This window comes from Hydrogenophaga sp. ANAO-22 (assembly GCF_042466645.1).
GTDB lineage: Bacteria > Pseudomonadota > Gammaproteobacteria > Burkholderiales > Burkholderiaceae_C > Hydrogenophaga.
On record NZ_CP159956.1, the window covers coordinates 2,789,535 to 2,807,842 of the forward strand.

Annotated in this window: 17 protein-coding genes; 12 read left to right on the plus strand and 5 right to left on the minus strand. The window is 67.9% G+C overall.

The features are described from left to right. Window positions 1-28: 28 nt before the first annotated feature. The 3 genes from ABSY19_RS13435 to ABSY19_RS13445 all read left to right on the plus strand — a co-directional run bounded on the left by ABSY19_RS13435 (window position 29) and on the right by ABSY19_RS13445 (window position 2,895). Window positions 29-448 (plus strand): rhodanese-like domain-containing protein, encoded by a 420-nt coding sequence (locus ABSY19_RS13435; RefSeq protein WP_382163436.1) that lies wholly within the window; start codon window positions 29-31, stop codon window positions 446-448. Between the two features lie 5 nt (window positions 449-453). After that, window positions 454-2,364, plus strand: coding sequence for a DNA helicase RecQ (gene recQ / locus ABSY19_RS13440; RefSeq protein WP_382163438.1), 1,911 nt, complete (start codon window positions 454-456; stop codon window positions 2,362-2,364). 249 nt (window positions 2,365-2,613) lie between these two features. Next, on the plus strand, window positions 2,614-2,895 hold the full coding sequence (locus tag ABSY19_RS13445; protein ID WP_382163440.1) for a hypothetical protein: 282 nt from the start codon (window positions 2,614-2,616) through the stop codon (window positions 2,893-2,895). A 122-nt stretch (window positions 2,896-3,017) separates the two neighbouring features. Here ABSY19_RS13445 and ABSY19_RS13450 read toward each other — a convergent pair whose 3' ends face one another. Beyond that, window positions 3,018-5,285, minus strand: a complete 2,268-nt coding sequence (locus ABSY19_RS13450; protein WP_382163792.1) for an ATP-binding protein — start codon at window positions 5,283-5,285, stop codon at window positions 3,018-3,020. 308 nt (window positions 5,286-5,593) lie between these two features. On the opposite strand from ABSY19_RS13450, the gene ABSY19_RS13455 reads away from it, so the two are divergent. From ABSY19_RS13455 to ABSY19_RS13465, 3 genes are all read left to right on the plus strand, one after another. Next, window positions 5,594-6,793: a threonine ammonia-lyase gene (locus ABSY19_RS13455; protein WP_382163442.1), complete on the plus strand. Its 1,200-nt coding sequence runs from the start codon at window positions 5,594-5,596 to the stop codon at window positions 6,791-6,793. Between the two features lie 82 nt (window positions 6,794-6,875). After that, window positions 6,876-8,336 carry a mechanosensitive ion channel gene (locus tag ABSY19_RS13460; RefSeq protein WP_382163444.1) on the plus strand — a complete coding sequence of 487 codons (1,461 nt, stop codon included), beginning with the start codon at window positions 6,876-6,878 and terminating at the stop codon, window positions 8,334-8,336. A gap of 4 nt (window positions 8,337-8,340) precedes the next feature. Further along, on the plus strand, window positions 8,341-8,769 hold the full coding sequence (locus ABSY19_RS13465; protein WP_382163446.1) for a PaaI family thioesterase: 429 nt from the start codon (window positions 8,341-8,343) through the stop codon (window positions 8,767-8,769). Between the two features lie 19 nt (window positions 8,770-8,788). Here the strand turns inward: ABSY19_RS13465 and ABSY19_RS13470 are convergent, their stop codons facing one another. Further along, a complete protein-coding gene (locus ABSY19_RS13470) occupies window positions 8,789-9,376 on the minus strand; it encodes a GNAT family N-acetyltransferase (RefSeq protein WP_382163448.1) in 588 nt (195 codons plus the stop codon). Between the two features lie 171 nt (window positions 9,377-9,547). On the opposite strand from ABSY19_RS13470, the gene ABSY19_RS13475 reads away from it, so the two are divergent. Together ABSY19_RS13475 and ABSY19_RS13480 are read left to right on the plus strand one after the other, a co-directional pair. Then, on the plus strand, window positions 9,548-9,691 hold the full coding sequence (locus ABSY19_RS13475; RefSeq protein ID WP_382163450.1) for a hypothetical protein: 144 nt from the start codon (window positions 9,548-9,550) through the stop codon (window positions 9,689-9,691). Between the two features lie 369 nt (window positions 9,692-10,060). Continuing rightward, window positions 10,061-11,920 (plus strand): phosphoenolpyruvate carboxykinase (GTP), encoded by a 1,860-nt coding sequence (locus tag ABSY19_RS13480; RefSeq protein ID WP_382163452.1) that lies wholly within the window; start codon window positions 10,061-10,063, stop codon window positions 11,918-11,920. Window positions 11,921-12,047: 127 nt separating this feature from the next. Here ABSY19_RS13480 and ABSY19_RS13485 read toward each other — a convergent pair whose 3' ends face one another. After that, window positions 12,048-12,623 carry a hypothetical protein gene (locus tag ABSY19_RS13485; RefSeq protein ID WP_382163454.1) on the minus strand — a complete coding sequence of 192 codons (576 nt, stop codon included), beginning with the start codon at window positions 12,621-12,623 and terminating at the stop codon, window positions 12,048-12,050. Window positions 12,624-12,788: 165 nt separating this feature from the next. On the opposite strand from ABSY19_RS13485, the gene ABSY19_RS13490 reads away from it, so the two are divergent. From ABSY19_RS13490 to ABSY19_RS13500, 3 genes are all read left to right on the plus strand, one after another. Next, window positions 12,789-13,736, plus strand: a complete 948-nt coding sequence (locus tag ABSY19_RS13490) for a LysR family transcriptional regulator (protein WP_382163456.1) — start codon at window positions 12,789-12,791, stop codon at window positions 13,734-13,736. Between the two features lie 23 nt (window positions 13,737-13,759). After that, window positions 13,760-14,557, plus strand: a complete 798-nt coding sequence (locus tag ABSY19_RS13495) for a metallophosphoesterase (protein ID WP_382163458.1) — start codon at window positions 13,760-13,762, stop codon at window positions 14,555-14,557. Between the two features lie 69 nt (window positions 14,558-14,626). After that, on the plus strand, window positions 14,627-15,049 hold the full coding sequence (locus ABSY19_RS13500) for a universal stress protein (protein ID WP_291120438.1): 423 nt from the start codon (window positions 14,627-14,629) through the stop codon (window positions 15,047-15,049). A gap of 68 nt (window positions 15,050-15,117) precedes the next feature. Here ABSY19_RS13500 and ABSY19_RS13505 read toward each other — a convergent pair whose 3' ends face one another. Together ABSY19_RS13505 and ABSY19_RS13510 are read right to left on the minus strand one after the other, a co-directional pair. Next, window positions 15,118-15,765, minus strand: a complete 648-nt coding sequence (locus tag ABSY19_RS13505; protein WP_382163460.1) for a TetR/AcrR family transcriptional regulator — start codon at window positions 15,763-15,765, stop codon at window positions 15,118-15,120. Window positions 15,766-15,864: 99 nt separating this feature from the next. Further along, the gene (locus ABSY19_RS13510; protein ID WP_382163462.1) at window positions 15,865-16,794 is read right to left on the minus strand and encodes a LysR family transcriptional regulator ArgP; all 930 of its coding nucleotides are present in this window, start codon (window positions 16,792-16,794) and stop codon (window positions 15,865-15,867) included. A gap of 151 nt (window positions 16,795-16,945) precedes the next feature. Here ABSY19_RS13510 and ABSY19_RS13515 point away from each other — a divergent pair, with 151 nt between their 5' ends. Beyond that, window positions 16,946-18,298, plus strand: a complete 1,353-nt coding sequence (locus ABSY19_RS13515) for a D-amino acid dehydrogenase (RefSeq protein ID WP_382163464.1) — start codon at window positions 16,946-16,948, stop codon at window positions 18,296-18,298. Window positions 18,299-18,308 lie beyond the last annotated feature (10 nt).

Below are 18,308 nucleotides of genomic sequence, written 5' to 3' on the forward strand. Positions count from 1 at the left end.
CCCTGCGAATTCCCCGACAATACCCGCCATGAAACACCTCACGCCCCAGCAGGCCTGGGCCTGGCTGCAGGCCGAACGCGAGCAGCGCGCGGCCCGTGGCGAAGAGCCCCCGCTGTTTGTCGACGTGCGCATGGAGATCGAGTCGCTCTACGTGGGCCGCCCGCCCGGCGTGGAGAACATTCCCTGGTACGAATACCCCGACCTCACGCCCGACCCGGCGCGCTTTGCGTCGTCGGTCGAACAGGAGGCCGGCGGCAAGCACCGGCCGATCCTGCTGATCTGCCGCAGCGGCAAACGCACGCTGGACGCGGGCCAGGCCCTGGAGGCCGCCGGCTTCAGCGACGTGGCGCACGTGCTGCACGGCTTCGAGGGCGAACTCAACGACGACTTCAAGCGCTCCAGCCTCAACGGCTGGCGCCACGACGGCCTGCCCTGGGAGCAGATGTAAAACGGATGACCGAAGCCATCGACATCGCCCCCGGCAGCGAAATCCTGGAAACCAGCCTCGGCGTGTTGCACGAGGTGTTCGGCTACGGCGCCTTCCGGGGCCCGCAGGCCGACATCGTCTCGCACGTGGGCGCCGGTGGCGACGCGCTGGTGCTCATGCCCACGGGCGGCGGCAAGTCGCTGTGTTACCAGGTGCCGGCCATCGTGCGCGAGCGCGCCGGCCAGGGCCTGACCGTGGTGGTCTCGCCGCTGATCGCGCTGATGCACGACCAGGTGGGCGCGCTGATCGAGGCTGGCGTGGCCGCGGCCTTTCTCAACTCCAGCCTGTCGCTGGAAGACGCGCAGCAGGTCGAGAAGCAGATGCTGCGCGGCGAGCTGACCCTGCTCTACGCGGCGCCCGAGCGCCTGACCACGCCGCGTTTCCTGGCGCTGCTCGACTCGCTGCACGAGCGCAGCAAGCTCAGCCTGTTCGCCATCGACGAAGCGCATTGCGTGAGCCAGTGGGGCCACGACTTCCGCCCCGAGTACCGCGCCCTGGTGGTGCTGCACGAGCGCTACGCCGGCGTGCCGCGCGTGGCCCTGACGGCCACCGCCGACGACCTCACGCGCGCCGACATCGTCGAGCGCCTGCAGCTGCAGGAAGCGCGCACCTTCATCAGCAGCTTCGACCGGCCCAACATCCGCTACCAGCTGGTGGAGAAGAAGGACGCCACGACCCAGCTGCAGCGCTTCATCCGCGACGAGCACACCGGTGCCGACGGCCACGACGCCGGCATCGTCTACTGCCAGTCGCGCCGCCGGGTCGAGGAAGTGGCCACGATGCTGTGCGAGGCCGGCTTCAACGCGCTGCCCTACCACGCGGGCCTGGACGCGGCCGTGCGCCAGCGCCACCAGGACCGCTTCCTGCGCGAAGAGGGCCTGATCATGGTGGCCACGATCGCCTTCGGCATGGGCATCGACAAGCCCGACGTGCGCTTCGTCGCGCACCTGGACATGCCCAAGAACATCGAGGGCTACTACCAGGAGACCGGCCGCGCGGGCCGCGACGGCGAGCCCGCCAACGCCTGGATGGCCTACGGCCTGCAGGACGTGGTGAACCAGCGCCGCATGATCGACGAAAGCCCGGCGGCGGACGAGTTCAAGCAGGTGCTGCGCGGCAAGCTCGACGCGCTGCTCACGCTGGCCGAAGCCAGCGACTGCCGGCGCGTGCGCCTGCTGTCGTACTTCGGCGAAGCCAGCCAGCCTTGCGGCAACTGCGACAACTGCCTCACGCCGCCCGAGCTGCACGACGCCACCGAATCGGCGCGCAAGCTGCTCTCGTGCATCTACCGCGTGCAGCAGGCCAGCGGCACCGCCTTCGGTGCCGGCCACATCATGGACATCCTGCGCGGCAAGGCCACCGACAAGGTCAAACAGTACGGCCACGAGAAGCTGTCCACCTTCGGCATCGGCGCCGACCTCTCCGAAACCCAGTGGCGCGCGCTGCTGCGCCAGCTGATCGCGCGCGAGGCGGTGCAGGTGCACGACGCGCCCTACAACACCCTGCACCTGGCCGACGCGGCGCGCGACATCCTCAAGGGCCAGAGCCCGGTGTGGCTCAAGTCGCTGGCGGACAAGGCCACCAGCTCGACGCGCAGCGGCCGGCAACGCGCTTCGCGCGCCACCGCCAAGGACGATGGCGTGCCGCTCAGCCTGTCCGAACGCGAATGCCTGGAGGCCCTCAAGGCCTGGCGCGCGGGCGTGGCGCGCGAGCACAACCTGCCAGCCTTCGTGATCTTTCACGACGCGACCCTGCGCGCGATCGCCGGCCGAAAACCCGAAACCCTGGCCGATCTGGACGGCATTGCCGGCATCGGCCAGAAAAAACGCGAAGCCTACGGCTCGGACGTGCTTCGGGTCGTGAGTGCTTTCGTCTGATGACAGCCGGGATCTTTTCCGACCTTTGATTACCTAGGTTCTAGGCCCTCAACCGCCTGTCGGCGCACCGTCTGTCGGGCCCCGCTGCCGCTCAAGCTTGCGCCTGCCGCGCCGATGTTTCAGATGTAGCCGGAGGACTTCTTGTCCCCTCGGCCTGAGACCCACGAAACGGAGCGCGTCATGTTTTTCAGGTTGCCATGGTTTGGCAAATCCCGGCAGGTACAGCCGCAGTACCACGACACCCAGGTGTTGGAACTGGATTTTCTGGTTGACGAGTTCCATGAAGCCATGGCCGACATCAAGGACCCGGTGCGCCAGCGCGTGCACGCCGCGCTGATGTCCTGCCAGACGCCCAAGGATCTCTGGTTCCTGCGCAGCAAGCTGTTCAGCCTGATCTCCAAGCACCACTGCGAAAGCGTGGCCAACAGCCGCGTCGCCCGGCTCGACCAGAAGCTGCGCTTCTTCGTCTCCAACCACCCCGAGTACTCGGCGGACGACCTGCCCAGCGGCCCGATGGCCTTGTTGCACTGACCATCCCGCCTGCGGCGTCACCCCCCAAGGGGCGGCAGCAGCGACCCGGCAAAGCCGGTTCCGCGCTGCCACTGGATAAGAAAAGGCCACCTTCGGGTGGCCTTTTCTTTTGCCTCGTTCGATCAGTGCACGAAGCCGATGCCCCTGGCCTCGCGCACCTCGGGCTTGATGCGGTGCTCGGCCTCCAGCTGGGCCATGAACTCCTCGGGGGCCAGCGCTTCGGCCAGGATCTCCACCTGGCGCTTCACAGCCGCGAAATCGCCCGGGCATAGCTGCTCCAGCTTGGCCAGCCGGGCGGCCAAGCCCGCGTCCAGGCGCGTGGCATCGCCCTCCAGGGCCTCCACCACGAACATGGTCTCGCGCTGCCTCGCCGTGAGCGGCTTGAAGCGGATCTTGAAGGTGAAGCGCCGCAGTGCCGCCTGATCGATGCTGTCCATCAGGTTGGTGGTGCAGATGAAGATGCCGGCGAAGCGCTCCATGCCCTGCAGCATCTCGTTGACCTCGGTCACCTCGTAGGTGCGCTGCGCGCCGCGCCGGTCCTGCAGGAAGCTGTCGGCCTCGTCGAGCAGCAGCACCGCCTTCTCGGCCTCGGCCTCACGGAACATGGCCGCCATCTGCTGCTCGGTCTCGCCCACGAACTTGCTCACCAGGTCGCTCGCGCGGCGGATCATCAGCGGGCGGTCCAGCTGCTGGGCCATGTGCTCGGCCAGCGCGGTCTTGCCGGTGCCGGGCGCGCCGTGGAAACACAGGCAGCCATGGCCGCGCGCCTTGAGCGCGGCGATCACGCGCGGCAGTTCGTAGCGCGATTCGACGTTGAGCATGTCCAGGCTGTACTGCGTGGCGCTGGGCCGCTGCACCAGGTCGGGCTTGCGGCCCAGAGCCAGGTCGGCGTTTTTGAGCTGGCGCTCGATCAGTTCGTCGAGCACGGGCGCGGCCGCCTCGGCCGCCCGCGCCTTGCTGCCGCGCTTGGGCGCGGGCTGGCCCGCCAGCTGCGCGAAGCGCAGCGCGGTGCGGATCTGCGCGGGCGTGAGGCCCTTGCGTTCGGTCAGTCGCGCCACCAGGCCATCGGACACCGGCGCGCCTTCCAGCGTCTTGCGCACCAGCTGCTCGCGCGCGCCGGGCGGCGGGCTCTTGAGTTCGAGGTGGTAGGCGAAGCGGCGGCGGAAGGCCGGATCGATCTGCTCGATGCGGTTGGTCACCCACAGCGTGGGCACGGCGTTGGTCTCCAGGATCTGGTTGACCCAGGCCTTGCCGCTGACGCTGCCGGTGTGCGCGGCCGCCACGTGTTCGGCGCGCGCCATGATCTGCGCCGCCTCGCTGGAGATTGGCGGGAACACGTCTTCCACCTCGTCGAACAGCAGCGCCGAGTGCGCCGTGCCCTTGAGGAACACCTGCGCGATCTGCAGCGAGCGGTAGCGGTCGCGGCCCGAGAGCGCGTTGCCGTCGCGGTCGGCGTACTCCACCTCGAAGAGTTCCAGGCCGGCGGCCTGCGCCACCACGCGCGCGAGTTCGGTCTTGCCGGTGCCGGGCGGACCGTACATCAGCACGTTCACACCCGGCTCCTTGCGCGCCACGGCCTCGCGCAGCAGGCCGCAGAGCAGGCGCACGTCTTCGCCCACATAGTCGAAGTCTTTCGCGGTCAGCGCCGAGCGCGCGGCCGGCCGGGTGAACACGGCCATGAGCTCGCTTTGCGTGCGGTACTCGCGCATCAGCACCGGCGGCAGCTTCTCGCTCACTTTCATGAGGTCGGCCAGATCGGTGATGTTGTGTTCGGAGATCAGGTTCTCCACCATGCCGATGCGCTCCAGGCGCGAGCCCGCGCGCAGCGCCTCGCCCACCTCGCTGGCCTTCACGCCGGCCACGTCGGCGATGGCCGCGTAGGCCTCGGGCGCGTTGTTGACCTTGAACTCGACCAGGATGGAGCGCAGGTCGCGCTGGTAGCGCGCGAGCGTGCCGTACAGCAGCAGCGCGCGCTCGGCGCGGTTGAGCTGCAGCAGGCTGGCCAGCGCGTCGATGTTCTTCTCCACCAGCGTGGACTGTTTCTTGAGCGAGTGGCTGAGCCAGTCGCCGGTGACGGCCAGCACCGACAGCAGGTCCTTGGGCGACTCCTTGGCGTACTCGTCCAGGTAGAAGAACAGCGTACCTTCTTCGTACGGACCGCGCCACACGCCGTAGCGCTCCATGAAGGCGTTGGTGGTCAGGCCGTCGTGGCCGCTCCAGAGTTCGTTGTCCTTGCAGCGGCGCTGCAGGAACTCGCGCAGGCGCAGCAGCACGGTGTGGGGCCACACCAGGTGGCGGCCGGCGAGCGAGAGCAGGGTGTTGAGGTCGCGCCGCACGTTGAAGCGCGGGCCCTGGCGCGCGGCCAGCGTGAGCACGAAATGCGAGCACATGAGGTCGAGCACGGGCGCCTGGCGCAGGCCATGGGGCACGAAAACGCGCCCCTCGCCCGCGAGAGGGGCACGGCCTTCGCGTGCATCGAGTACGGTGCGGGCCGCCGATGCAGCGGACTGCAGCGAGCGCTTGGTCATCCAGACACCTCCAGAAATGCCTTCCCGTGACGCCATGCCAGGGGAGCCGACATTTCAGCGGACCATAACCCAGCTTGATGAATCATGGAAGAGAGTGATACGAACGGTTTGAGCAATTTGTCGGGCTTTGCCCTCGCACCACACCGTCATGGCCGGTACACAATCGCGCCATGCTGCAACTACACGACATCCAGACCGCCGCCGGTCGCCTCGCCGGCCAGGTGCTGGACACGCCCTTCGTCGAATCGCGCACCATCTCCCAGCTCACCGGCTGTCAGGTGTTCCTGAAATTCGAGAACCTGCAGTACACCGCCTCTTTCAAGGAACGAGGCGCCTGCAACAAGCTGGCGCAGCTCACGCCCGAGGAGCGTTCGCGCGGCGTGGTGGCCATGAGCGCGGGCAACCACGCCCAGGGCGTGGCCTACCACGCGCACCGGCTGGGCGTGCGCGCGGTGATCGTCATGCCGCGCTTCACGCCGGGCGTGAAGGTGGAGCGCACGCGCGGCTTCGGCGCCGAGGTGCTGCTGCACGGCGACACGCTGGATGCGGCTCGCGCGCACGCCCGTGAGCTGGCGCAGCAGCAGAGCCTGGTGTTCGTGCACCCGTACGACGACGAAGCGATCGTCGCCGGCCAGGGCACGGTGGCGCTGGAAATGCTGCGCGAGCAGCCCGATCTGGACACGCTGGTGATCGCCATCGGCGGCGGCGGCCTGATCGCCGGCATCGCCACGGCGGCCAAGGCGATCCGGCCCGACATCGAGATCGTGGGCGTGCAGACCGAGCGCTTTGCCGCCATGGTCAACGCCATCAAGGGCACGAACCTGCCGCAGGGCACGAGCACGATCGCCGAGGGCATCGCGGTGGGCACGCCGGGCGTGGTCACCGAGGCCATCGTCCGCCAGCGGGTGGACGACCTGCTGCTGGTCGACGAGGGCGACATCGAGCAGGCCATCGTGATGCTGCTGGAGATCGAGAAGACGCTGGTGGAAGGCGCGGGCGCCGCCGGCCTGGCCGCGCTCATCAAGCACCCGCAGCGCTTCGCGGGCAAGCGCGTGGGCCTGGTGCTGAGCGGCGGCAACATCGACCCGATGCTGCTGGCCTCCATCATCGAGCGCGGCATGGTCCGCGCGGGCCGCCTGGCGCGCATCCAGGTCAACGCGCGCGACGTGCCCGGCAACCTGGCGCGCATCACGGCCACCGTGGCCGAGGCCGGCGCCAACATCGACGAAGTGCACCACCAGCGCGCCTTCACGCTGCTGGCAGCGCAGAACGTGGCGATCGAACTCGTGCTGCAGACGCGTGGGCGCGAGCACATCGAACAGGTCATCGAGCGCCTGCGCGAAGCGGGCTTCGACACCACCCTGCTCTGACCCGCGCGCCCACCGGTTGACGCTGCGGCAAGGCCTCCGGCATCATCGGCCGATCAACGGCCAACGCGACAGGAGGTAGGGCATGGACACCAACACGCTGTGGAACTCGCTGCAAAGCACGCTGGGCACCCACATCCCGCAACTGCTCGGCGCGCTCGCCATCTTCATCCTGGGCTGGCTCATCGCGGTGCTGGTGCGCGCCGCGACGCGCAAGAGCCTGGGCTTCGTGGGCGTCAACCACCGCTTCGGCAAACTCACCAACACGCGCGTGGACATCGAGGGCGCGGTCGCTCTCGCGCTGTTCTGGATCGTGATCCTGCTCACCCTGGTGGCGGTGTTCAACTCACTGAACCTCGCCATCGTTTCCGGCCCGTTCTCGGTCTTCACCACCCAGCTCTTTGAATATGCGCCGCGCCTGCTGGGCGGCCTGTTGCTCGCGCTGGTGGCCTGGCTGGTGGCCGGCGTGGTGCGCGCGCTCTCACAGAAGCTGCTGGACAAGACCACGCTCGACGAAAAGCTCTCGGAACACGCCGACATGGCGCCCATCAGCGACAGTCTGGCGGGCGCGCTGTTCTGGCTGGTGATCCTGCTGTTCGTGCCGGCCATCCTGGGCGCGCTGCAGATGGACGGCCTGCTCGACCCCCTGCGCGCCATGGTCACCAAGACCCTGGACATGCTGCCCAACGCGGTGGCCGCGTTCGTGATCGGCGGCGTGGGCTGGATCGTGGCCACGGTGCTGCGCAACCTCACCACCCACCTGAGCCGCACGGCGGGTGTCGACCAGCTCGGCAGCCGCGCCGGGCTGGCCGACACGGTGCAGCTCTCGCGGGTGATCGGCATGCTGGTGTTCGTGGCGGTGTTCCTGCCGTCCCTGATCGCCGCGCTCGACGCGCTGAAGATCGAAGCCATCTCGCGCCCGGCCACCGACATGCTCAACACCTTGCTGCAGGCCGTGCCCAACCTGATCGCCGCCGCGCTGATCCTGGTCGTCACTTGGCTGGTGGCTTCGTTTGCCAGCAAGCTGCTGGCCACCTTGCTGGCCACGCTGGGCTTCGACACCCTGCCCGCGCGCGTGAACATGGCCCACGCGTTCGAAAAGACCAGCGCCTCCACCGCCGTGGGCCGGGTGGTGCTGTTCTTCGCCATGCTGTTCGCCACCGTGGAGGCGGCCGCGCAGCTCGGTTTCGGGCAGGTCAGCAACATCGTGGCCAGCTTCATCCGCTTCGGCGGCGACATCCTGCTGGGCTCGGCCATCCTGGTGATCGGCTTCTGGCTGGCCAACCTGGCCTACGACGCCATCGACCGCGCGAGCGGCCCCGGCACCAAGGGCCTGGCGCGCATCGGGCGCTACGCCATCCTGGCGCTGGTGATCGCCATGGGCCTGCGCGCCATGGGCATCGCCGACGACATCGTCAACCTGGCCTTCGGCCTCACGCTGGGCGCGGTGGCCGTGGCCGTGGCGCTGTCCTTCGGCCTGGGTGGGCGCGAAGCCGCCGGCAAGCTGATGGACCACTGGCTCTCCAAATTCCGCCGCGAGGACTGAGCGCATGACGCAGAACCCCGAGACCCCCGTCACCGTTGACTTGCTTCAAGGCCTGCTGGCCGATTGGTTCGCGCCCTGGATCCAGGCCATGGGCCTGCGGGTCGAGTCCTTCGCCGACGGTGAAGTCACCCTGCGCCTGCCGCAGAGCGACCAGCTCTCGCGCGTGGGCGGCATGCTGTGCGGCCAGGCCATGATGGCGGGCGCCGACACCGCCATGGTGCTGGCCATCGTCACCCAGCTCGGCACCCGCCGGCCCATGACCACGGTGCAGCTCAACACCAGCTTCCTCAAGCCGCTCTCCGGTCAGGACGCGCGCATCACCGCGCGCGTGGTGCGCGCGGGCAAGAACCTGGTGTTCGGCGAGATCGACATCACCGGGGCCAGCGACGGCAAAAGCGTGTGCCGCGCGAGCACGACGTACGCCCTGCTCTGAACAAAGCCGCGACGAATCGTCAGAAGACGATGCACCCCAGATCCCGCTCGGTCAGGCCGAGTTCTTCACCGGTTGACGGCGCCGGCGTCACCAGCCGTTCGTGGCGGCCGTCTTCTCGGGGCCAGGGCGAAAAACCCAGCTTGGCCAGGAAAGCGGGCACGCCCATGCCTTGGGGAAGAGCCAGCAGGCGCTGCAGGCCCTGCGAGCGGGCGAAGGCCTCGGCCTCCCGGGCCATGCGCGTGCCATGACCGCGGCGCTGCTGGTGGGAAGCCAAGATCAAGCCGACCTCCGCCTCGTCGTCCTGGACATGGAGGTCCAACACACCGATGCAGACGCCCTTGGCATCGCGCGCCAGAAGAAGGTGACAGCCCTTCGACCGCAGGGAGCCCAGCAGCTTGTCGACGCCCTCCTCGGAGTGGCGGAGCGCGTAGCGCTGATTCCACGAGTCCCTGTCAACGGCGCACAAGAAGAACGCCCGCAGCTCGGTCTCGACCGACACCGTGAGATCGGCGCCGGCATGCCATTCCAGCGGGTGAGGCGTGTGGTCTGCAACCTCGTCCCAGCTGGAGCAACCGCCGGTGCGGAGGAAGGGCATGGAAATGGTCATGAAAGATCCCGTTCAAAGACGAGCAGGTCCCCAACAGGAAGGACGTGCGCCGAAACCCCCTGAAGTGCCGTGAAGCGACAAGACGGTTCGGGGGCATGGCGCCGCCTTGCGGCCGCGGCCGGCCGCATCCCGTAAAATCCCGGGAGTTTTGAACCTTCGACGGAGCGTCACATGGCCCAGCACCAGCAGCACACCCCCCACGACCAGCCCCAGGACATGGTGGAATCCATCGTCCCCTACATGCCCGTCGTGCTGCCGGTCGCCGGTGGCGTGCTGATGTTCCTGCTCGCTTTCATCGCGATCTACATGGCCTGAACCCACCCGGGTTCCGCCAGGCCGAACGCCCGCCGGGGCCTTCGGCCTTTCTTTTTGGGCGCCCGGCCCGACACCCGGCCCAACCGTTTAATGCATCACGTTATGCGGGTTTAGCATGTAACCACCTCGTAACGGAGCGGTCGCTTTCTTAAAATCGGGGCATTGGCCGACACGCTGATCAAGCCCGGATCCACCGACCCGGGTTTCATCTCCCCCTGCTGCCCCGCCATCCGCACCGCAGCCCCCCACGCGCCGACCGCCCTTTTTCGCCAAAGGGACCCCTTGGACAGCCGCCCCGTCATCTGCATGACGCCCGCGGCTGTCGGTGTCTCTGAGGCATGCCGGTTTACAAACTTCTGGAGCGACTCCATGAACTCACCCGTGATGCAGGGCCTGGCCCTCAACACCCCCTCCTATGTCAAGAACGCCCGGCTGATCGCCTGGGTGGCCGACATGGCCGCCCTGTGCAAGCCCGACAGCATCTACTGGTGCGATGGCAGCGAGGAGGAGTACGCCCGCCTGTGCCAGCAGCTGGTCGACGCCGGCACGCTCAAGAGGCTCGACCCGGTCAAGCGCCCCAACAGCTTCCTCGCCTGCTCCGACCCGTCGGACGTGGCGCGCGTGGAAGACCGCACCTTCATCTGCTCGCAAAAGCAGGAAGACGCCGGCCCGACCAACAACTGGAAGGCGCCCGCCGAGATGCGCGCGACCCTGCAGCCGCTGTTTGACGGCTGCATGCGCGGCCGCACCATGTACGTGGTGCCGTTCAGCATGGGCCCGCTGGGCAGCCCGATCGCCCACATCGGCATCGAGCTCTCCGACAGCGCCTACGTGGCGGTCAACATGAAGCTCATGACCCGCATGGGCAAGGCCGTGTTCGACGTGCTCGGCGCCGACGGCGAGTTCGTGCCCTGCGTGCACACCGTGGGCGCACCGCTGGCCGAAGGCGAAACCGATCAGACCGCCTGGCCCTGCAACCCGACCACCAAGTACATCGTGCACTACCCCGAGACGCGCGAGATCTGGAGCTACGGCTCGGGCTACGGCGGCAACGCCCTGCTGGGCAAGAAGTGCTTTGCGCTGCGCATCGCGTCCAACATGGGCCGCCAGCAGGGCTGGCTGGCCGAGCACATGCTGATCCTGGGCGTGACCAACCCCCAGGGCAAGAAGTACCACGTGGCCGCCGCCTTCCCCAGCGCCTGCGGCAAGACCAACTTCGCCATGCTGATCCCGCCCAAGGGCTTCGAGGGCTGGAGCGTGACGACCATCGGCGACGACATCGCCTGGATCAAGCCCGGCAAGGACGGCCGCCTGTACGCCATCAACCCCGAAGCCGGTTACTTCGGCGTGGCGCCGGGCACCAACACGGCGACCAACCCGAACTGCATGGCCAGCCTGGACCGCGACGTGATCTTCACCAACGTCGCGCTGACCGACGACGGCGACGTGTGGTGGGAAGGCATGAGCGAAGCCCCGGCCCACGCCATCGACTGGCAAGGCAAGGACTGGACGCCCCAGATCGCCAAGGAAACCGGCGCCAAGGCCGCCCACCCGAACGCGCGCTTCACCGTGGCCGCGACCAACAACCCCGCACTCGACCCGGCCTGGGACGACCCCAAGGGCGTGGCGATCGACGCCTTCATCTTCGGCGGCCGCCGCTCGACCACCGTGCCGCTGGTGACCGAGGCCCGCAACTGGACCGAAGGCGTCTACATGGCCGCCACCATGGGTTCGGAAACCACCGCCGCCGCCTTTGGCGCGCAAGGCGTGGTGCGCCGCGACCCGTTCGCCATGCTGCCCTTCACGGGCTACAACATGAGCGACTATTTCCAGCACTGGCTCGACGTGGGCGGCAAGCTGGCCAGCCAGGGCGCCAAGCTGCCGGCGATCTACTGCGTGAACTGGTTCCGCAAGGACGAGGCCGGCAAGTTCGTCTGGCCCGGCTTCGGCGAGAACATGCGCGTGCTCAAGTGGATGATCGACCGCCTCGAAGGCCAGGCCGGCGCCGGCACCGAACACGCCTTCGGCGTGAGCCCGCGCTTCGAAGACATCCACTGGAACGGCCTGGACTTCTCCGCCGACCAGTACCGCACCGTGACCCACATCGACCGCGCCGCCTGGGCCCAGGAACTCGAGCTGCACGCCGAGTTGTTCACCCAGCTGGCCTACCACTTGCCCCGGGAACTCGAGGAGACCAAAGCGCAGATCGAGAAGCGCCTGGCGGCCTGAGACAGGCCGCACCCGATCACACCGGTGGTCCGCACGATCTGCGGCCCACCGGCGCGCCCCGGACCCACCGGCCAGGGCAAAAAAAAGCCACCGGACCCGGTGGCTTTTTTGTGGACGCGTGGAACGCTCAGATGTAGTACATCAGGCGGTTGCGCGCGCGGGCGGTGCCCAGGCGTTCCCAGTAGCCCACCTGCGGTTCAGCGGCCTGGGTGGCTTCGGGCAGACCCAGTGGCTCCAAGGCTTCGGTGAAGGACGTCGCCTGCGCCACCGGGGCCTCGACTTCGCTCTCGTCCGCAGCGCGGGCGCGGGCGGCCATCAGCTCGTTCATCAGACGGTGGTCCATGCGGGCCATTTCCCAGAGACGGGTTTCGGCGCGCGCTTCGGCGAGGGCTTGCGACCAGCCGTCCAGCGAAACCACCGCGCGGCGGGCCAGCGAGCGGGCCGTGTCGGCGAACAGGGCCATGCCGGCGAAGACCACGACCCACAGGAAGACCCAGGCCAGGAACAGCTGGCCGTCGGCCCAGGTGCTGATCAGGCGATCGGCGACCACGACCATGGCGGCCACGACGGCGGCCAGCAGCATGACGGAAAGACCACGCGCACTGTCGTTGCGGCGCTGAATGCCGTCGACACCCTTGTGCGCGGGCGTGGATGCCGGGCGCAGGCCCAGCGGGGCAGAAGGAAGGGATGCGTATGTGCTCATGGCGAACTCCAGAAATAGAAAAATGTCTTTTGGACAAGCGAATATTAGGGTTTGCACTAGTATTTAGCCACTTTATCTTTGTGATGTCTTATATTCACCCGGGTGATAAATGGCCTGAATTTCCGCACCCTCGACCTGAACCTTCTGCGCGTCTTCGACGAGGTGATGACCGAGCGCAGCCTCACCCGCGCGGCCCACAACCTGGCCATGACGCAGCCGGCGGTGAGCAATGCGCTGCGCCGCCTGCGCGAGGTGATGGGCGACGAGCTGGTGCGCCGCTCGGGTTACGGCGTGGAGCCCACGCCGGTGGCGCTGGCCCTGTGGCCCACGGTGCGCGATGCCCTGCACATGCTGCGCGAGTCGCTCGCCCCGGGCGCCTTCGACCCGGCGAGCGCGCGCAACGCCTTCGTGCTCGCCATGGCCGACGCCACCGCCGCCAAGCTCATCCCCGGGCTGATGGACCTGCTGGAAAGCGAGGCGCCCGGCGTGAACCTGCGCGTGCTGCCGCTGACCACGCGCGACCCGCGCGGTCTGCTGGAGTCGGGCACGGTGGACCTGGCGATCGGGCACTTTCCCGGCGTGCTGGCCGAACTGGGCGCCATGCACCTGCAGGAAAACGACCCGCACTTTCACCACCAGCGCCTGTACGACGGCGAGTACGTGGTGGTCATGCGGCGCGGGCACCCGCTGGCCGGCCAGCCCCTGAGCCTGGACAGCTATTGCGATGCGCGCCACATGCTGGTGAGCTTCTCGGGCCGCCCTTTCGGTTTCGTGGACGAGGCGCTCGCGGCCGTCTCGCGCCAGCGCCGCGTCGTGATCACCGTCAACCAGTTCTTCACCGCCGGCCGGGTGGTGGCCACGACCGACCTGCTCACGGTGCTGCCGCGCCACTTCGTCGGCGCCACCGGGATGGAGCACGAACTGGCCCTGTGCGACCTGCCCCTGCAGGTGCCCCCCGTGCACGTGGACTCGCTGTGGCACCGCCAAGCCACGCAGAACACCGCGCACCGCTGGCTGCGGGAGACGGTGGCGCGCGCCGCCAACATCGGTTTTCGCCCTGCCCCACCCACCAACGCACCACCGCCGCAACGCCCCCGCAAGCCCAAGGCTTGAGCGCCCTGGACCACAATGCGCGCATGAAACTCCAGCTGCTCAGCGACCTGCACCTCGAAGCCAACCCCGACTTTGTGCCCATGCCGGCACCGGGCGCCGACCTGCTGGTGCTGGCCGGGGATGTCGGCTCGTACCAGCTGCGCCGCGACGGCAGCGCCATGAACGAAGCCGACTGGGGCCTGGGCCGTTTTGCCGACTGGCCGGTGCCGGTGCTGTTCGTGCCGGGCAACCACGAATACGACGCGCTCGATGTGGACGACGCCCACGACCGCCTGCGCGAGACCTGCGAGCGCCTGGGCCTGATCTGGCTGGAGCGCGAGACGCGCGTGATGCAGGGCGTGCGCTTCGTGGGCACCACGCTGTGGAGCGACTACGACGTGCTCGGCGAGCGCGAGAAGGCCTACCGCGCCGCCAACCACTACCTCGTCAAGATGGCCGGCCAGCGCGACGGGCAACTGTTCGACGCCGAAGCCATGCGCGCCCTCGCCCTGGAGTGTCAGCACTGGCTGCGCGGCGCCCTGGCCGAACCGTTCGACGGCCCCACCGTCGTCGTCACCCACTTCGCGCCCACCCTGCACAGCGCCGACCCGCGCTACGGCCTGAGCCCGGGCACGGCCGGCTTCTGCAACGGGCTGGACGCCTGGCTGCCGCAGGCCGACCTCTGGCTGCACGGGCACCTGCATTGCCCCACGGACGTGCAGGTCGGGCGTTGCCGCATCGTGGCCAACCCGCTGGGCTACGCGGTGAAGAACGAACAGGACGGTTTTCTGCCGGACCAGCTGATCGACGTGCCGGCGCGGCCGGGCCTTGCCGCGGTTTGAGCCAGCGCAAGGTCCTTATGCGCCAAGGACATACACTGCGCACTGATTCAACCTAGAAGGAGAGAACCTATGAAGATTCTGCTGGCTGTCGATGGCAGCGCCTACACCAAGAAGATGCTGGCCTACCTGGCCACGCACGGCGAGATGTTCGGCTCGAACAACAGCTTCTCGATGATCACCGTGCAAGCCCCGCTGCCTCCCCGCGCACGCGCGGCCGTGGGCGCCGCGGCGGCCAACGAGTACTACGAGGAAGAATCCGCCAAGGTCACCGGCACGGTGGCCAAGTTCCTCAAGCGCCATGGCATCGATGCCAAGGCGATCCACAAGGTCGGCTCGCCCGGCGAACAGATTTCCAAGGCGGCCGACGGCGGCAAGTTCGACCTGCTGGTGATGGGTTCGCACGGCCACAGCGCCCTGGGCAACCTGGTGATGGGTTCGGTCGCCACGCAGGTGCTGGCCCACTGTGGCGTGCCGGTGCTGCTGGTGCGCTGACATCCCCCGCGCTCACGCAGAAAGGGCCGCATCCGCGGCCCTTTTTCATGGTCGTGCGGCCAGCGCCGTCAGCGCGCCCGCAGCCCGTCGAAACAGGTGCTCAGCACCATCTGGATGATCTGCTCGTTGTCGTACTGCTCGCTGCCCTTGAGGAAACCAAGCACCGGGTCGCAGGCACGTGCGTACAAGGTGTAGAGCACGGCAATGGGCGGCAGGGCCGGGTTCAGGCTGCCGTCGGCCTGCGCCGCCGTGATCCAGGCGCCCAGGCGCTCGCTCACCTCCATGAGGCCATCCACATAGGCCTTGTTGGTGGTCAGCGCGGCGCGCAGGCTGGAGTTCTCGCTCGGCAGCGACGGCATTTCACCGGCCAACTGCACTTCCATCGTCCAGCGCGCCACGGCCTTGAGCTGGTCGATCGGTCGCGCGCCGGTGGACTCGCCCTGCAGCTTGTCAAGAAACGCCAGGGCACGCTCCATCACCCGCACCATGGCCGCCGCCGCGAGGTCTTCCTTGCTGGAGAAATGCTTGTAAAGACTGGCCTTGGCGATGCCGACCTCGATCGCCACCTCGTCCAGGGTCATGGCCTCGAAGCCCTTTTCGGCCAGCAGGCGGTTCACCGCCGTGATGATCGCGTCCTCGCGCGCCAGGTGCATCTGCGCGCGGAAACTGCGCTTGGGAACCGGAAGAACGGGGGATTTGGCGACGGCGCTGACCATGGAAGCCCTTGTAACTGGTCCCGGATTCTGCATCAGATCGACGCATGCGTCGACATCATGACCGGCGAGTCACCATTCGGCCGAACGGGTTTTCCGACCTCAGGCCGCCACCGCCTCGACGCCTCGAAGGTTGTGGGCGGCGGCGCGGCGCAGGGCCGTGCTCAGCGCATCGAGCACGTCGGAATTGAGGTTCCAGCAATGCCAATGCAGGGCCACGCCCAGCCGATGGCGCGGCGCGAGGTTCACCAGCTCGCCGCGGGCCAACAGGTCGCGCACGCGCAGTTCGGGCAACACACTCACGCCCCAGCCCGCCATCACCGCGCGCACCTGGCCTTCGCTGGACGGCACGAACAACTGCTTGAGCATCACGCGCGAAAGACCGAAGGCCTTGGACACGAAGCCGTGCTGCAGGTTGTCCTTGCGGTTGAAGGCCACGAAGGGCACCTTGTGGAAGTTGTGCGCGTTCAGGCCCTTGGGCAAATGCTCGGCGGCGTAGGCGGCTTGCGCCACCACCACATAGTCCATGGTGCCAAGGGCTTCCATCTTGCAGCCCCGCAAGGCCTGCCCCAGCGAGGTCACGCAGCCCAGCACCTGGCCTTCGCGCAGCCACTCGTGGGTGAACTCCTGGTCGTCGGTGATGATCTCGATCGGCAGGCCGCCCTGCGCCAGGGCGTCGAGCGCGGGCAAGGCCCAGGTGGCGATGCTGTCGGCGTTGATCGCCACCGAGATGCGCTCGTCGTCGCGCCCGTTGCCGGTGGAACTGGGCGCGAGCTCCTTGAGGTCCTTCTCCAGATCGGCCCGCAGCAGCCGCATCATCTTGGCGTGCTTGAGCATGAGCTGCCCTGCCCCCGTGGGTTTGAGCGGGCGGCTGCGCACGATCAGCACCGTGCCGACCTGCGCCTCCAGCGCGCGCAGGCGCTGCGAGACGGCGGATTGCGTGATCGAGAGGCGCTGCGCGGCGCGCTCGAAACCGCCCTCTTCGATGATGGCGGCCAGGCATTCAAGGGCGTCTGGATCAAAGGTGCTCATGGGAAACCTCCGGCAGAGAGCGGCGTGCGCGGCTTGTGGCCTGCACATAAGTCGTTCTGATGAATGCGATTTTAGTTTAATTTCACTTCACCAAGCACCCGATATTTTCCATACTGCGGCGCATTCACCATCCCTTTTTGTGGAGCGGATCATGCAAGTCACGGTATTGGGCGCGGGCATCATCGGCGTCAGCACGGCGTGGCACCTGCTGCAGCGAGGCCACGAGGTCACCCTGGTCGACCGGCAGCCGGACGCCGCGCTGGAGACCAGCTTCGCCAACGCGGCGCAGATCTCGGTGAGCTATTGCGAACCCTGGGCCAACAAGGACGCGCCACTGAAGACCCTGAAGTGGATGTTCTCCGACGAATCGCCGCTGCTGTTCCGCCCGCAGCTCGACTGGGCGCAATGGCGCTGGGGCCTGCAGTTCCTGGCCCAGTGCAACGACAAGGCCTTCGTGCGCAACGTGGCGCAACTGGTGGCGCTGGGCGCCTACAGCCATGCGGCCCTGAAGGACGTGGTGGCCGAGACCGGCATCGAATACAACCGCCTCGAACGCGGCATCGCGCACTACTACACCGACCAGAAATCCTTCGATGGCGCGGCCGACGCGGCCGCGGTGATGCAGCGCTTCGGTGTGCAGCGCCGCGTGGTCACTCGCGAAGAGTTGCTCGCCATCGAACCAGCGCTCCAGGCCTTTGGCGATCGCATCGTCGGTGGCACCTACACCCAGAGCGACGAATCGGGCGACGCGCGCGTGTTCACGCAGCAACTCGCGGCCCTGTGCGGCCAGCGCGGCGCACGGCTGCTGTTCGGCCACGACATCGAGCAGTTGGAAAGCGACGGCCGCGAAGTGCGCCAGGTGCGCGTGCGCGACCGCATCACCGGCCTGGCCAGCGTGCTCAAGGCCGACGCCTTCGTCGTGGCCTGTGGCTCGTACTCCACGCCGCTGCTCGCCTCGGTGGGTGTGAACGTGCCGATCTACCCCGGCAAAGGCTACAGCGCCACCCTGCCCTTGTTGCACCCCGAGCGCGCGCCCTCGGTGAGCCTGCTCGACGACCAGATGAAATGCGCTGTCTCGCGGCTGGGCAACCAGCTGCGTGTGGCCGGCACCATCGAACTCGGCGGCTTCGATCTCTCGCTCGACACGCCGCTGGCGCGCAAGCGCTGCGACATGCTGGTGCGCCGCATCGAGCAAGTGTTCCCCGGTGTGGCCGACACCCGCACAGCCGACGAAGGCGGTGACCCGCAGTTCTGGTGCGGCCTGCGCCCCGCCACGCCGACGAACATCCCCTTGATCGGCCGCACCAAGCTGCGCAAGCTGTGGATCAACGCCGGCCACGGCACGCTGGGCTGGACGCATGGCGCGGGCTCGGGCAAAGCGATTGCCGAACTCATCCACGGTGAACAACCGGCGATGAACTTCGGGTTCCAGGGCATGGGAACCCGCACGAAGGCGACCGCGCCGGCTGGCGTGCGGCGGTTGCAGGCGACTTCGCGGGGCTGAGCCCGCTTCC